Annotated in this window: 12 protein-coding genes; 3 read left to right on the top strand and 9 right to left on the bottom strand. The window is 53.8% G+C overall.

Translation table 11 applies throughout. The features are described 5' to 3' along the window. Positions 1–3 precede the first annotated feature (3 nt). Positions 4–852 carry an alpha/beta hydrolase gene (locus B051_RS0117605; RefSeq protein ID WP_018479542.1) on the bottom strand — a complete coding sequence of 283 codons (849 nt, stop codon included), beginning with the start codon at positions 850–852 and terminating at the stop codon, positions 4–6. A gap of 172 nt (positions 853–1,024) precedes the next feature. Here B051_RS0117605 and B051_RS0117600 point away from each other — a divergent pair, with 172 nt between their 5' ends. Further along, a complete protein-coding gene (locus B051_RS0117600; RefSeq protein WP_018479541.1) occupies positions 1,025–1,387 on the top strand; it encodes a SpoIIAA family protein in 363 nt (120 codons plus the stop codon). A 67-nt stretch (positions 1,388–1,454) separates the two neighbouring features. On the opposite strand, the gene B051_RS22085 is transcribed toward B051_RS0117600, so the two are convergent. The 7 genes from B051_RS22085 to B051_RS0117565 all read right to left on the bottom strand — a co-directional run bounded on the left by B051_RS22085 (position 1,455) and on the right by B051_RS0117565 (position 9,974). Beyond that, positions 1,455–2,225: a DUF4142 domain-containing protein gene (locus B051_RS22085; RefSeq protein ID WP_083919472.1), complete on the bottom strand. Its 771-nt coding sequence runs from the start codon at positions 2,223–2,225 to the stop codon at positions 1,455–1,457. Between the two features lie 316 nt (positions 2,226–2,541). Then, the gene (gene clpB, locus B051_RS0117590; RefSeq protein WP_018479539.1) at positions 2,542–5,160 is read right to left on the bottom strand and encodes an ATP-dependent chaperone ClpB; all 2,619 of its coding nucleotides are present in this window, start codon (positions 5,158–5,160) and stop codon (positions 2,542–2,544) included. A 243-nt stretch (positions 5,161–5,403) separates the two neighbouring features. Further along, positions 5,404–6,009, bottom strand: a complete 606-nt coding sequence (locus tag B051_RS0117585; RefSeq protein WP_018479538.1) for a YceI family protein — start codon at positions 6,007–6,009, stop codon at positions 5,404–5,406. 11 nt (positions 6,010–6,020) lie between these two features. After that, positions 6,021–7,376 (bottom strand): hypothetical protein, encoded by a 1,356-nt coding sequence (locus tag B051_RS0117580; protein ID WP_018479537.1) that lies wholly within the window; start codon positions 7,374–7,376, stop codon positions 6,021–6,023. Positions 7,377–7,416: 40 nt separating this feature from the next. Beyond that, entirely contained in the window at positions 7,417–8,007 is a 591-nt protein-coding gene (locus tag B051_RS0117575; protein WP_018479536.1) for a YceI family protein, read from the bottom strand. A gap of 398 nt (positions 8,008–8,405) precedes the next feature. Next, positions 8,406–9,092, bottom strand: coding sequence for a deoxyribonuclease V (gene nfi / locus B051_RS0117570; RefSeq protein WP_018479535.1), 687 nt, complete (start codon positions 9,090–9,092; stop codon positions 8,406–8,408). 192 nt (positions 9,093–9,284) lie between these two features. Then, positions 9,285–9,974, bottom strand: a complete 690-nt coding sequence (locus B051_RS0117565; RefSeq protein WP_033317012.1) for a hypothetical protein — start codon at positions 9,972–9,974, stop codon at positions 9,285–9,287. Between the two features lie 162 nt (positions 9,975–10,136). Here B051_RS0117565 and B051_RS0117560 point away from each other — a divergent pair, with 162 nt between their 5' ends. Together B051_RS0117560 and B051_RS0117555 are read left to right on the top strand one after the other, a co-directional pair. Next, positions 10,137–10,820 (top strand): dienelactone hydrolase family protein, encoded by a 684-nt coding sequence (locus B051_RS0117560; protein WP_018479533.1) that lies wholly within the window; start codon positions 10,137–10,139, stop codon positions 10,818–10,820. A gap of 59 nt (positions 10,821–10,879) precedes the next feature. Next, complete coding sequence (locus B051_RS0117555) at positions 10,880–11,497, top strand: phosphoribosyltransferase (protein WP_018479532.1); 618 nt, start codon at positions 10,880–10,882, stop codon at positions 11,495–11,497. 32 nt (positions 11,498–11,529) lie between these two features. Here the strand turns inward: B051_RS0117555 and B051_RS0117550 are convergent, their stop codons facing one another. Beyond that, positions 11,530–12,879: an SGNH/GDSL hydrolase family protein gene (locus B051_RS0117550; protein WP_245539656.1), complete on the bottom strand. Its 1,350-nt coding sequence runs from the start codon at positions 12,877–12,879 to the stop codon at positions 11,530–11,532. Positions 12,880–13,056: the final 177 nt, after the last annotated feature.

The following is a 13,056-nucleotide window of genomic DNA, read 5'->3' as shown; positions in this document are numbered from 1 at the left end:
CAATCAGGGCGTCTGTAGTTGCCCGGCGGCGACTTTCTGGAAGAACAGCAGGTGGTATTCCAATGCATTTCCCCAATAATCCCAGGAGTGGCCGCCGGGCCGCTCAATGTACTCATGGGGCACCTTCTCGTAAACCAGGCGGCGGTGCAGTTCCCGGTTGTCCTCCAGCAGGAAATCATCCACACCACAGTCGATAATCAGGTGCAGGCCACTCTGCTTGATTTGGGGAACCATGTGCACAACCGAATTTGCTTCATACAGCTGTTGATTTTTGTCTTTTGGGCCTAGCACTGCCTCAATGCTCGGCAACAGGTTTTTGCGGTCTATGCCCGACACATTGAGCGAGCCGCTCATGCTGCCGGCCGCCAGGTATAGCTCGGGGTGACGCGTGGCCAGGTATAGCGCCCCATGCCCGCCCATGCTCAGGCCAGAGATGAAACGGCCCTTCCGTTCCTGCACTGTTCGGTACTTGCCTTCGATTTCCTGTCGCAGCTCCTGCGTGATGAAGGTTTCGTATTGGCTGCTCTTGTCCACTGGACTGTCGTAGTACCAACTGCCGAAGCCGCCGTCCGGCGTCACGATGATGAGCTGGTACTTGTCGGCCATCGTCTGGAGCAGGTCTTTTTGCGGCGGCACCCGGAGCCAGTTGCTGAAATTGCCGCTGTAGCCGTGTAGCAGGTATAGCACCGGGTAGGGACCGTTCTTTTTCTTCTTATAGCTGTCTGGCGTCACCACGCCCGCCTTCAGCGTCTTTTGCATGGAAGGGCTCTGGATGAGGAGCGTGTCGACTTTTGCCTGGGCAGTGAACAGGGCAAAGCAGCAAAACAGCAGGAGCAGGTACTTCAGGCGCATAGGTATAGGTATAGGTATAGGTATAGCCGCTGCAAAATATACATTCAGGCGCAATGACTGAAGCATTTGTTTAATTTCTTGCCAGCTGCCCTTTAAACGCCCTACGGAAATTGTCAATGCGTATAAAGGAGGCGCCTCAGAAGCCAAGTCTATACCTCAACACACGAAGCCTATGCTGGAAATACTGCCACAGACCCAGGGGAACCTGCTTGCCGTGCGGGTAATCGAAGAACTGACCGTTAACGATTTTGATACCTACCGCAACCTGCTCCGCGACCTGATGCAACGCCACACCGAGACACACCTGTATTATGAAATGGACCAGGTGGACTGGGTACAACCCGTGGCGGCTATAGAGAATGGCCTGTTTGATATTATTCACGGGCTTGACTATGGCCGGGTGGCCATGGTGGGAGAGAAGAAGTGGCAGGAATGGGCCGCTAAACTCATCAGCCCGGTAAAAAAGAAAGGCGTGCGCTACTACAATCTGGCTGAAAAGGAACAGGCAATGGCCTGGGTACAGCAGGGGGAGTAGCGGGAAAAAGAAAAGGGCCTGCAGATGATTATCTGCCGGCCCTTTTGCTTACTGGTTTGGCAATGGCTTAGTCCACTGTGTCTTCAATAGTGGATGCCTTTTCCTGATGCTTCTTCAACTGTGGCAATGTCTTCGAAGCGAAGCTCTTCACATCGTCTGATTCGGCGTTATTGGTTTTTGCCTCAAACATGGCGATGTCCATTTTATGCGCGGTCTCCATAGTGTCCATGTAAGACTCATCAAAGTTGTCGCTTGACTTCTGCGAGAGTTTGTCCACCATCTGCTGGTGCATCGGCATGAGCGCCGTAGGCAAAGTCAGTCCCATCTGCGAAGCCATAGACTTCATCTCCTGGCTGGCTTTGGTATGGTGTTCTACCATCATCTTCGCAAATTCCTTCACTTGTGGGTCAGTAGCCTTCTGGGCCGCCATTTTACCTAGCTCTATCTCCAGCATGTTGCTGCTGGCTGCAGTCATCATAAAAGTGGCATCGTCCAGGTTCATCAGTGTGGTTACGTCCATATCTGTGCCCATTCCTGCGTCAGTGCCGGTAGCGGCGGCAGTTCCAGTTGCGCCTATACTGCCAGCCGATTCGGTAGTGCCTGTGGAGTTAGTTGAGCCGGCAGTGCTTTCAGTACCGTTGCTGCCAGTGTTAGTAGTATTGGTGTTGGCGTTATTAGTGTTGGTAGTGGACATATCCTCGTCTGTGCTACCAGCAGCGGTAACTGTCTCAGAAGTCTCCATGTTGGTAGAGTCAGCGGTGGCAGCCGAATCTGTGCTGCTACAAGCTGTGGCTGACATCAAAGTACCAGCGATTAAATAAAGAATTGGTTTTTTCATAGCTTTCAAAGTTTTTTATTCCAGCTTCATTATACGTCGGGCAGCAACAGGGGTTGAATTCCGGTGCAAATTTAGATTAAGTAGAATGCTGATATAGGGTTTTATTGCTACGGTTTAAGGTGGTTCAGTGCAATTGTTGTTGCCTTTTTAGTCGGCTGGTTATGGTCTGGGAGGCAAGTATAGGCAAGGCTGCCTATATAACATTTGTAAGATGACAGGTTGGAGGTATGGCAAGGTTGTGCAGCTTATCAAAATAAAACCCCGCTACTCCAAAGGAATAGCGGGGTCCATTTACAGTCTAAACTTTAAACGTATCTTATTCCCCGGTAGGGATTTCGACGTCCACGTTATTGAAACGAATCTGCCCGTTGTCTAGTACGGCCTCCACCACAGAATCTTTGTTTATGTGGCCGGCCAATATCTCTTTGGACAGCTCGTTAAGCACCTGGCGCTGCAGCACACGCTTCAGTGGGCGGGCACCAAATTGCGGGTCGTAGCCCTGCTCACCCAGGTAGTCCAGCACCTCGTCGGTAGCTACTAGTTGTATACCGGCTTCTTCCAGGCGGTCCTGGATGTGCGCGAACTGGATGGTGACAATCTTGCGGATGTCGCCTCTGCTCAGCGGACGGAACATCACCAACTCGTCGATACGGTTCAGGAACTCCGGCCGCACCGACTTCTTCAGCAGCTCGAACACCTCGTCTTTGGTCTGCTCCAGTATCTCGTCGTGGTTGAACGGCGTCATCTTCTCGAAATTCGCCTGAATAATCTGTGAACCGATGTTCGAGGTCATGATGATGATGGTGTTTTTGAAGTTCACCACACGGCCTTTGCTATCGGTCAGGCGGCCATCGTCGAGCACCTGCAGCAGGATGTTGAACACATCCGGGTGTGCCTTCTCAATCTCGTCGAGCAGTACCACGGAGTACGGCTTGCGGCGCACGGCCTCGGTCAACTGACCACCCTCGTCGTAGCCCACGTAGCCCGGAGGTGCTCCAATCATACGGCTCACGGCGTGGCGCTCCTGGTACTCACTCATGTCGATGCGCACCATGGCGTTCTCGTCGTTGAACAGGTAGTCGGCCAGGGCCTTGGCCAGCTCAGTTTTACCCACACCGGTCGTACCCAGGAAGATGAACGAACCAATCGGTCGTTTCGGGTCCTGCAGTCCTGCCCGGCTGCGGCGCACCGCATCCGAAATGGCCTGAATAGCTTCTTCCTGACCGGCTACACGCCTGCCCAATTCGGCTTCCAGGTGTAGCAGCTTTTCGCGGTCACTCTGCAGCATTTTGCTCACCGGTATACCTGTCCACTTGGCTACTACCTCGCCAATGTCTTCGGCGGTGACTTCCTCCTGCAGCATTGGGTTTTCGCCCTGCATCTGGCGTACCTGCTCCTGCAACTCTTTCAGGTGTGCCTCGGCTTCCTGAATCTTGCCATAGCGCAGCTCCGCCACACGACCGTAATCACCGGCGCGTTCGGCCTGCTCAGCTTCCAGCTTATAGTTCTCGATGCTCTCCTTCGCTTTCTGGATGCCTTCGATAATCTGCTTTTCGTTCTGCCACTTGGCCTTCAGGTCATCGCGCTTGGTGGAGAGGTCGGCAATCTCTTTGGAGAGCACCGTCTCCTTGTCCTTGTCGTTCTCACGGCGGATGGCCTCGCGCTCAATCTCCAGCTGCATGATGCGGCGCTGAATCTCGTCCAGTTCCACCGGAAGCGAGTCAATCTCGATGCGCAGCTTGGCGGCCGCCTCGTCCATCAGGTCAATGGCTTTGTCTGGCAGGAAGCGATCGGTGATGTAGCGGTGTGATAGCTCCACGGCCGCGATAATCGCGTCGTCTTTGATGCGCACGCCGTGGTGCACCTCGTACTTGTCTTTGATGCCACGCAGGATAGAGATGGCATCCGGCACGCTCGGCTCGTCCACCATCACCGCCTGGAAGCGGCGCTCCAAAGCTTTGTCCTTTTCGATATACTTCTGATACTCTTTCAGTGTAGTCGCGCCGATGGCATGCAACTCTCCACGGGCCAAGGCTGGCTTGAGCAGGTTGGCTGCGTCCATGGCGCTTTCGCCGCCGGCACCGGCGCCTATCAAGGTATGGATTTCGTCAATGAAGAGGACGATGTCGCCTTCTGCATCCACCACTTCTTTGATAACTGCCTTCAGGCGCTCCTCAAACTCACCTTTGTACTTGGCGCCTGCCACCAGCAGGCCCATATCGAGGCTCATGAGCGTCTTGTTTTTAAGGTTTTCGGGCACGTCACCACTCACGATGCGCTGGGCCAGACCTTCCACGATGGCGGTCTTACCCACACCCGGCTCACCCAACAGAACTGGGTTGTTCTTGGTGCGGCGGCTCAGGATTTGCAGCACACGCCTGATTTCCTCGTCACGGCCGATTACCGGGTCTATCTTGCCGTTGCGGGCCATTTCGTTCAGGTCGCGGGCATAGCGTTTGAGCGAGTTATACTTGGCCTCTGCATTCTGGTCGGTTACCTTGGCACCGCCGCGCAGTTCTTTTATCGCTTTTTTGAGGTCTTTTTCATTAAACCCAACATCCTTCATGAGGCCGGCCACTTTATCGCGACCCGCCATGATGCCCAGCAGCATGTGCTCAATGGCCACGTACTCATCTCCGAACTCCTTTAGGTAGGAAGTGGCCTTCTGCAGCGCCGCCGCAGCGTCGTTGGCTAGGTATGGGCTGCCGCCGCTCACCTTTGGATATGCCGCTACCGTCTCGTCCAACTTGGTGTGCAGGATGTTGCCGTTGATGTTGAGTTTTTTAAGCAAAAAGCTGGTGACGTTCTCGTCCGTCTCCAGTATCGCTTTTAAAATGTGCCCGGTCTCAATAGCCTGCTGCTGAAATCCGCCTGCTATCTCAGTGGCCTTTTGGATGGCCTCCTGGGCTTTGATGGTATAGTTGTTAAAGTTCATATCGCTTTACTGTTTTCCCCTAGTCTTAGTTCTACGAGGCAAGTAGCAAAGGATACACCAATGGTATTTTGATATGATTTTCCTGAAATTTTGACATAGTTATACCTTGGCCTTTTGCAATATCAGGACATAGTGGCAGTATAGTGGAAATACAGAAGGCCCCGAATCATAGCTTCGGGGCCTTCTGTCTATGTAGCTGTTGCATCTATTGCATCTCATCGATTGCTTTCCATCATCCCATGGTCAACTTGCTTTTAAGGTAACTGCTGACTTAGGAAGCAAGCCGCTGTGCTGTTTGGGGTTCAGGTATAGCTCCACTGTTATCCGAAGCTCATCCTCCACCTTAAACAAGCCACCCAGCTTTTTGGGAGTCGTAAGTCCAATTTCAGAGAAGTCCAGGCAGATGTTGCTCTTCAGCAAATCTGCGTTGTTACCGGAGCAGGTATAGAACTGGACATCGTTCAGAAGTATGGTTTTGCCAGCCAACTCCAGTTTCAGTTCTCCTTGGTAGTCCTTGCCCTGTCTTTTCAGGCTAATCAGCTCAATCTCTATCTCCGGATGCTGCTTCACATTCAGGGTGTTGGCAAAGTCCCGGTTCAGGAGCAGGTTGCCGCAATTGAACTTCTCGACCGGAATCGTCAGTCTCAGCCTGTCTTTCTGCAGATGCTGCCTGTTCAGGTAGAGGGTATCTTTCTGGCTGCCGCCTGTGTAAGCGCAGTTGATGGTTCCGAGCGAAGTATGTGCCTGTACGGTTATTTTGTTGCCTTTGACAACGACAAACTCTTCTTTCGGGAGCAGCGCCGCACTCATTAGAAAGGCAGCAACCACAAAGATAGGGCTATGGAACATGGGTTTTGGTGTTAGAATGAGATAGCGCCTTCTATCATGAAGCCATCAAACTGGCCACCATGGCGGATGTCGCTGGGAGCGAAGCCTTTGTATTGCTGCTTCACGTACTCCGCTTTGGCTACGATGTTCTTGGTCACAAACCAGCCGGCACCTGCCTGTACCCTTTCCAGGGTCACCATGTTGTTTTGCACGGTAGGGGCAGAGGCCAGGGGAGCAAGGCGACCTTTCACCACGTTGTAGCGGCCTGCCACGTAGAAGTTCTCGTTGCCACCGAAGCGGTATACCAGGTCTGTTCCAAGCTGTCTCCAGGTGCGGTCAGATGGTTCGTCATTGGCGCCCAGTCTGCCTTTGCCTTTGGCCTGCTCGAAGTTACCGAAGAACTCCAGTCCCTTGAACTTGACGAATGGGTTGACTACCAGGGCTGTCAGGCTGTTGGTAATACCTGGGTTGATGTGACCTGAAGTAAAGTGTGTGGCTGGTGTTACCGCCGCTCCACTGGCCACTCTGGCTGGGTCCATCACCAGGAAGTAGCGTGAGCCAGCACGGTCGCCGCCATACAATGTGTTTCTAACAGAACCAGCCGTGGTATAAACGGAACTGGTCAGTCTCACTCTTAGGTCTTCAGACACTTGGCTGTCGTAACCGAGCTTGCCGATGAAAGAAGGCTTGCGCTGGCCAGGGTTTTGGATACCGCCTTGCACTTCGCCGCCGGTCACAGAGCCTACTGCCAGGAATCCTTTGTACTGGTAGATGGCCTCAGCGCCGATTTCAGTTGTAAAGGCGTCCATGATGTAGTTGCCCACGAAGGGGTTCTGCAGGGCGTGCGCGTTGTCTGTTCTTCTGAAGTGCGCATCGCCGTAGTTGATTTCCATGTGACCGACACGTAGCGTCAGGTTCTCAAACAGCCTGTTCACCAGTTCGCTGTTCAGGAACTCCGCTTTGTCTACCTGGATGTATCCACCTTTCACCCAAGCCTCAGAGTGGTGTCGGGAAGACAGGTACGTCACCAGGTTCAGCCGGATACCATCCGCGAGCGCCACGTCCAGGTTCAGGTTGGCAGAGGCCAGGTTGAAGCCATTCTCGATGGGCATCAGCTGGTTCATGTTCACTTCGGCACCGCTCTGCGTCTGCATGATTGCGGTAGCGGTGTTTTTGTGCTGCAGGCCCTGGAACTGCTGTGCGAAGCTGCCGCCTAGCCTCACTTTGATGCCTTCGAACGTAGCGGTGTCTGTTTTGCCTGTTTCGAAAACGTTGATGCCCCGCTTGTCATACGGTCTCCAGTACTTCATATCGGAGAGGGTGATTTGGGCAAAGGAACTTAAGCTCAAGCCTAGCATCAAGCCTAAAGAGAGTATCGATTTTTTCATGACTGTAAGAGTTATTTTTCTTGGAAGAATTTTAAGTTGATTATTGGAGGACAGCCTGCTGGAAGTTGACTTTGAAAAGCAGCTTCAGGTCGTTGCTCGTCTTGATGGTGCCCAGCATGGCAGTGGGAGGGGTGATGTTGAAATCGGTGAACTTGATGGCCGTCTCCCCTGACAGGTATACCATGTCTCCTTTGGTGCTCGACTCCACTTTGAACGCGACCGGTTTTGTGGTGCCTGCTATTGTCAGGTTACCTGTTGCCAGTCCCTTGTTGCCGCCCAGGCTTTTGAAAGAGGTCAGCGTGAACAGGATATCCGGGTGTTTTTTGGTTTTGAGCGCGTCATAAGCAATCCCATCCATCTTGTCCTTTCCACTCTTCAGCGACTCGGCTTTCATAGTCACGTTCGCAGACTTTACATGCTTGAGCGAGGTGCCATCGACAAGAATCTCGGCCCTGCCCTGAGACTGTGCAGAAGACATTTCCCAGTCGTGTATGGTGGAACCTCCCATCACTGTCAGAACAGGTTTGCCGGTGAGGCGGTAGGTGCCTTGGGCGTGGAGGAGGTTGCTGACGCCTAATCCCAGGAACAGGGCTGCGGAAATCAGCAGTGTTGTTAAATTTGGATTTTTCATGACATTGAGTTTATAGTACCTTTGGTTGTTCTGCTGTTATTGTATGTGACAAAGGTAGCGGGCCGTGGCAGCCTAAAGGATGATAAGGGTCAGTTCAGAACATGATGTTTGTTGTGTTCTAATAGAGAATATATATTTACTTATACCTGCATATAGCGCATTTTAAAGGCTATGCCAGGCCTATAGACTCAAAATGCGAATGCTTGGAAGGAGTGGAAACGGCCTCTGCAGGCAGGGGAAGAAATAAAAGCCCTTCAGTAAATGAGCTATTGCGGCTTATTTATTGAAGGGCTTTTATACAAGAAGGTATAGGAGAGGGGGATATGTTTGAAATTGCAGAATAGGAAGGTGTCTCAGGTGATTAGCTTTAGGAAACAGTCAGTCGTAAGGACTCCAAATCATTTCACCTCACTTTTAAAAACCGCTGCATAATGGTCGGCCAGACGGGTGGGCTCCGGCAACTTGTGCTTGACGGCGCAGGCCATCGCTATTTCCGTAGCTGACTGCAAATCCATCAGATGGCCGGCTGATATGAAGACGGGCTTCACATTGTCCTTTGTGCGAAGCACGTTGGCGATGATTTCACCTTTGTGCTCTAGCGGCGACATGGAGCCTTTTGCAGTGTCCGGCTCCTTGTATTTGCCTACCAACACCTTCTTGGCGACACCCATGGTCGGTTTGTTCAGGTGCAGCCCTAGGTGCGTGGCTATACCTAAGCGGCGCGGGTGCGAAATACCGTGTCCGTCCACCATAATCAAATCCGGTTTCTGCTGTAGCTTCTCGTAGGCCTTGAGCAGGTTGGGCGCCTCCCGGAAGGCCAGGAAACCAGGGATGTAAGGCAGCTCCACCGGCCCGTGGTGCCATACCTTCTCCAGCACCTCCAGCCCAGGATAGGTGAGTAGCACGAAGACCGACAGAATGGTATCCTCGCCTATGAAAGAGGAGTCACAGCCGGCAATGAGCTTCAGGTCAAAATCCGGTTTCTGGAGGATGATGCGCTCCTGCATCTCGCGTTGCTGCTCCGTGAGGCGGGCCAGTATAGCCGGGTCAGGGGCAGGATAGTCAAAGCGTCGGAAGTAGGCCATGGGAGAGTTTAGAAGTTTGGGAGTTGAGGGGGTTTAAGAAATAGAATGCTTGAAATGAGTTACGGTAGATGAAGTTTAATCTATCGGATACGTGAATACGTTTTTCGTGACCATAAAGGCGACAGATGCAGAGGCTATAGAAAGTATTAAGGTTTCCCTCTTCCCTCCTAGAAGCTTAAACTCCTAAACTCTCTACGCGCTGCAGGGGTGGATGAGTTTGGTGAAGAGCAACCGCCACTGGCCGTCCACCTGGCCGAAGTGGAACTCAAAGGAGGTGGCGGTGTGCAGCACCGATTTGTGCAGGAGCGGCAAGCTTGCCTTCACGCGTTGCACCTCGTCATTGGATAGACTGGCGTAGTCCCAGTAGCCGCTAGTCCGGAACTTGTTGGGTGGGCCTACAAAGCAGCCGTCCTTGCTATACCCGGACTGCCCTTTGTCGTAGTTCAGGTTGGCGCAATCAAAACTGGGCCACGCCTCTTCCTGCAGGTCGCATGAGGTGACTTCCTCCCGCACCGTGAAGAAGGAGCGGTCCTGGAATTCCCGCTTGAAATCCCGTATGTCGGTCACATATGTCATTTTCGGCATGGCACCGGGCTGTTCAATCACCCACAAGCCATAGTCGGGGTGAATGTATTGGTTGAGGGCGGCGGTGTCAGCCAGTTGCAGCGCCTGCAGGAAAAGAGTGAAAGCCGATTCAAACCCGATGGTGTCCAGCCCCGGGGTGCTGTTCCGCCGCTCGTGCTCCTCCTGCACCTCTTCCAGCCGCTCCGGCTCCTGCGCCTCCTCCGATGCCATGGTCTGTTCCTGCTCCCCCGAACTACAAGAAGCCAGGCAGAGACTGAGTCCAGCGAAGGCCAACAACAGATGCCGTGTGCTATACATAAAGAATGGATGAGGGGTATAGCTCCTATACGTTTGGCAGAGGGAGAAGGTGAAGCGGATACTGCCTGACCTAGAGAAGAATCGAATTCAACCATTGCCCACCCAGGTCGTACATCAAAGGACTAAGACAAAGCAGGACAGGCACAAACGAAAACAATCGGAATGGTAGATTATAGATTCAATGACAGCGTCAGCATAGAGGTGCAGGACGCGCAAATCATGGGCGACTTGGCCGTGCCGCAGGAGGCAAAAGGGCTGGTGATTTTTTCGCATGGCAGCGGCAGCAGCCGCCTGAGCCCACGCAACCGCTTTGTGGCGGAGCACCTGCAACGCTCCGGTTTCGCCACGTTACTGCTAGACCTGCTCACGCAACAGGAAGACCAGCGGCGCGAAAACCGATTTGACGTGCCGCTGCTGACCACCCGCCTGATAGCCGCTGTGAACTGGCTGCAGCAAAACGAACTGACAGGGGATTTGCGGTACGGATTCTTTGGGGCCAGCACAGGAGCCGCCTCCGCCCTGGGCGCAGCAGCAGCCCTGGGAGGCGATATCATAGACGCCGTGGTGAGCAGGGGAGGCCGACCCGACCTGGCAGGGGACATATTGCCGGATGTACAGGCGCCCACGCTGCTGATCGTGGGCGGGCTGGATGAACAGGTGCTGGCCCTAAATATTCAGGCGCAAGAACAGCTGCAATGCATCAAGGACCTGGAGCTTGTACCGGACGCCACCCATCTGTTTGAGGAGCCGGGGGCGCTGGAGATGGCCGCGCAGTTGGCCACCGACTGGTTCCGGAAGTACCTGGGCCCCGGCAAGCAGCACCCGCTGCGCCAGGACCAGCCCTAGGTATAGCAGCGTGCCGAGGTGCACATGTCATGACCTAAGAATAGCTCAAGCCATATAGTATGGAGTACATCAAGAACAGGGAAGAGGCGGCGCTGCTGCTGGCGGACAGGCTGGAGAAGTACCAGGGCCAATTGGGCGTGGTACTCGCCATACCCAGAGGCGGCGTGCCCGTTGCGGCTCCTATCGCCAAGCGGTTAGGTATGCCACTGGAAGTGACGGTGTCCAAGAAAATCGGGCATCCTGCTAATCCGGAGTACGCCATTGGGGCCGTGAGCCTGGACGATGTGGAGGTGGAGGAACATATCAACGTGCCGCAGGAATACGTAGCTGCCGAAGTAAAGCGTATACGGGAAAGCCTGCACAGGAAGTACCGCCTCTTCATGGGCAACCGGCAACCCGTTGCCCTTCAGGACCGCATCGTCATCATTGTAGATGATGGCATTGCTACCGGCAAAACGCTGCTGTCCACTGTGAACCTGGTCAGGAAGCAGCACCCGCGCAAAATCATCGTGGCTGTGCCGGTGGCTCCCCCATCTGCCATTGAGCGGTTCACTGCCCTGGTCGATGAGGTGGTATGCCTACTCGTGCCGCCTTTCTTTCAGGCAGTGGGGCAGTTCTACCAGGAGTTCTCGCAGGTGAGCGACGAAGAAGTGATTGAGTTGTTGCAACAGCAGTAGCCTGTGCCGACATTTACCCTATGCCTCTCCTGCTAGTCCACCATCAGGTGCCGCAGGTATACCCGGTCTGGGAAGGTTGCCCGCACCAGGTAAAGGCTAGCCTTTTGAAGCTCGGCCGGGTTGATGCGCTCAGCGTAATTGCCTCGTCTGTCCGCCTCGGCCGCGAATGTCTTCACCAGTTTGCCCTCCAAGGTATAGATTTCCACGTTGAATTTTTCCTGCGGCTGCAGCGCCATCAGTTGGAGTGTCACCAGGTCCCCTCGCGTGTGGGTAGGGTATAGGCGCATGTCAGCTGCCAGTCCGTCTGAACTGGTGGTTACCGCCACCACGTTGGAGTAGCTGGTCTCTCCGCTGAAATCCACTTGCTTCAGGCGGTAGTAGCTGGTGCCGGCGGACGCCTCCTTGTCCTCGAAGGCATAGCTGCGGGTGAGTGAAGTAGTGCCTGCACCCTCTACCTGGCCGATGGCAGCAAAATCAGATGCGTCTAGAGCGCGCTGTACCTCAAAATGGCTGTTGTCCTGCTCGGAGGCAGTGGACCAGGAAAGCTGTACCCCGCTGGTAGTGGCTATACCTTTGAAGCTGACCAGTTCCACAGGAAGCGGTACAATAATCTGGTCCATGATGGCCTCAAACCAGCGCTGGGCTATTTTCTCCATGCCGCTGGCGTTGGGATGCAGACCATCGTAGGTGTCACGTCCTGAAGTCGCGTCGAAACCGGTATTCTGGTCTACCACCACCACAGGGGACTGGATTGTGTTCAGTTCCTGCGCCAGAGCCGGGATGCGCGCATTGAGATTGCTGACGTTTCGGTTCGCATTTCCATTGCCGTAGTCTATCGGAATCAGTTGCGCCATCAGGATGATGACATTAGGGGATTTAACCCTGATTTGCCGCACGGTCTCCTGGAGGTTATCCAAGGTTCTGTTCAGTGTAGCCTCATCCAGTATCTCGCCTTTGAACATATCGTTGGTGCCGAGGTGCATGAGCACGATGTCCGGGGTATAGCGCTGCATCCATTGGCTCAGCTGCTGCTTGCTGCGTTCGCCTGGGTTGCCGTTCAGTATCTGGTCGGTGTTCCAGCCCCAGTGGCCTTCGTTTCTGTTGTTGAAGGTTTGGCCGTTGTAGGCCTCATAGGTGGGCCTTCCTCCGTAGTTCTCATTGTGTGAGCCCACGAACTCAAAGTCCACCTCGGCGTCCAGTAGCTTTTTCCAGAGCGGATAGCGGTAGCTGACATACTCGGTGTTCCCCTGCGTGATAGAGTTTCCGAGAGGCATAATCCGAAGCGTCTGTGCCTGCAGAGGGCCTAGAAAAAGTACAAGAAACAGCATCGGGAGCGACACTTTAAGCAACTGAACCAAGGGGAGAGGTAAGGTTATTTTCATACACAGGTATGCTAATCGGGTGGAATTCAAACAGCTACTAAGAACGGCTGACTGGGGTTACGGTTGCGCCATCTGCCTGATTGCCATTAAAAAACGGTTATATTCGCCCACATGCCGCAGCCGGATGCCGCTGACCCTCACAGAGGTATAGCCATCAATGTGGTTTTGGTCAGGTAC

Origin of the sequence: Pontibacter roseus DSM 17521, from assembly GCF_000373265.1 — a bacterium.
GTDB lineage: Bacteria > Bacteroidota > Bacteroidia > Cytophagales > Hymenobacteraceae > Pontibacter > Pontibacter roseus.
This window is presented reverse-complemented; position numbering and strand designations above follow the sequence as displayed.

Coding starts and splice junctions, on each gene's coding strand:
- B051_RS0117550 (WP_245539656.1), bottom strand. CDS start 12,879: ATGAAAATAACCTTACCTCTCCCCTTGGTTCAGTTGCTTAAAGTGTCG.
- B051_RS0117600 (WP_018479541.1), top strand. CDS start 1,025: ATGCTGGAAATACTGCCACAGACCCAGGGGAACCTGCTTGCCGTGCGG.
- B051_RS0117560 (WP_018479533.1), top strand. CDS start 10,137: ATGGTAGATTATAGATTCAATGACAGCGTCAGCATAGAGGTGCAGGAC.
- B051_RS0117575 (WP_018479536.1), bottom strand. CDS start 8,007: ATGAAAAATCCAAATTTAACAACACTGCTGATTTCCGCAGCCCTGTTC.
- B051_RS0117585 (WP_018479538.1), bottom strand. CDS start 6,009: ATGTTCCATAGCCCTATCTTTGTGGTTGCTGCCTTTCTAATGAGTGCG.
- B051_RS0117555 (WP_018479532.1), top strand. CDS start 10,880: ATGGAGTACATCAAGAACAGGGAAGAGGCGGCGCTGCTGCTGGCGGAC.
- clpB (WP_018479539.1), bottom strand. CDS start 5,160: ATGAACTTTAACAACTATACCATCAAAGCCCAGGAGGCCATCCAAAAG.
- B051_RS0117605 (WP_018479542.1), bottom strand. CDS start 852: ATGCGCCTGAAGTACCTGCTCCTGCTGTTTTGCTGCTTTGCCCTGTTC.
- B051_RS0117565 (WP_033317012.1), bottom strand. CDS start 9,974: ATGTATAGCACACGGCATCTGTTGTTGGCCTTCGCTGGACTCAGTCTC.
- B051_RS0117580 (WP_018479537.1), bottom strand. CDS start 7,376: ATGAAAAAATCGATACTCTCTTTAGGCTTGATGCTAGGCTTGAGCTTA.
- B051_RS22085 (WP_083919472.1), bottom strand. CDS start 2,225: ATGAAAAAACCAATTCTTTATTTAATCGCTGGTACTTTGATGTCAGCC.
- nfi (WP_018479535.1), bottom strand. CDS start 9,092: ATGGCCTACTTCCGACGCTTTGACTATCCTGCCCCTGACCCGGCTATA.